Annotated in this window: 2 pseudogenes; both read left to right on the top strand. The window is 70.7% G+C overall.

Annotation, left to right across the window (positions count from 1 at the left end):
* A pseudogene (locus P1P75_RS41600) lies at positions 1 to 460 on the top strand (hypothetical protein); the annotation flags it as partial.
* A 379-nt stretch (positions 461 to 839) separates the two neighbouring features.
* Positions 840 to 1,138, top strand: a pseudogene (locus tag P1P75_RS41605) (hypothetical protein); the annotation flags it as partial.

The following is a 1,138-nucleotide window of genomic DNA, read 5'->3' on the forward strand; positions in this document are numbered from 1 at the left end:
CGCCCCCCGTATCCCCCTCGGCGACGAGGACGAGGACGACGACCTCCCACAGAACCCCCGCAGCGCCGCCCTGGCCTCCCGTCTCGGTGCCGAGGTCGCCCGCGAGGAGGCCGGGGCCGTCCCCGCGGGGTCGGGCGGGCAGCCGACCGGCCAGGGACCCGACGCGGCGCTGTGGGACGACCGGGCGCTCCCCCTGCTCCCGTTGCAGCCCCCGCGCAGCGACCGCGAACTCCTGGCCGACCACGTCACGGCGATGGTCTGCTGCGCGGCGATGGACACCGTGGGCGCCACCCCGGGCCTGGACTGGCTGGACGGCCCGACCCTCCTGGTCGACGGCGAGCGAGTGACCGACCTGACGCCCCGCGTGCTCAGCCTGGTCGAGGACGGTGACGTGGTGCCCCTGCGCACGTGGCTGGTGGAAGTGGGCATACGCCCGGAGAAGCCGGTCCGCCTCGGCTGAGGAGGCACACCGGCGGCGGAGCATCGCCCCCGCCGCGCACTCGCCCAGCCCGCATCCCGTTCCGCCGCCGACCCGCCGGAGCGCTTAGTTCCACTTTCAGCCAATTCACAACGAAGTGTGACTGTCTGCGCGCGTTATGTGATGTGCTGGGACCGATCCCGCCCATGGCAAGCGCTGGCGACATAGGACAAGCACACGAGCTGCCGTATCGCAGCAGGCCACGGGCGCGACACCAGCGACCAGCTCACCCAGCTACCAGCACATCAGCACATCAGAACACCCGGACGCAGAGGGCCGCGGGCGCGTGCCGTGCCAGGCCGGGGACGCGCAGCCGCACCACACGCACCGGCAACACGGGGGTCAGAGGGAGGGAAGCACCATGGGACACAAGCACATCCGGCGATGGGATTCGGGAGCGCTGGCGCACGCCGTGACGGATCCCTTCGGCCAGGGGCCCCTCCCGTGGCTGCGCGGCAGCGAGACCTACTTCGACGACACCGGCCAGGTCGTCCCCTGGTACGTCGACCCGGCCCCCGCCGCCGGCCCGGACCCGGGCCGGCGGCGGGGGCCGGGTCGACGTACCAGGGGACGACCTTGCCATGTCTCTTATACCAATCTCCAAGCCAACAACACAGGCGGTAAGCACACATTACGACTTTTGCTTGAAAAAAAAAAAAT

The organism is Streptomyces sp. ID05-39B (assembly GCF_033794725.1).
In the GTDB taxonomy this organism is placed as follows: domain Bacteria; phylum Actinomycetota; class Actinomycetes; order Streptomycetales; family Streptomycetaceae; genus Streptomyces; species Streptomyces bobili.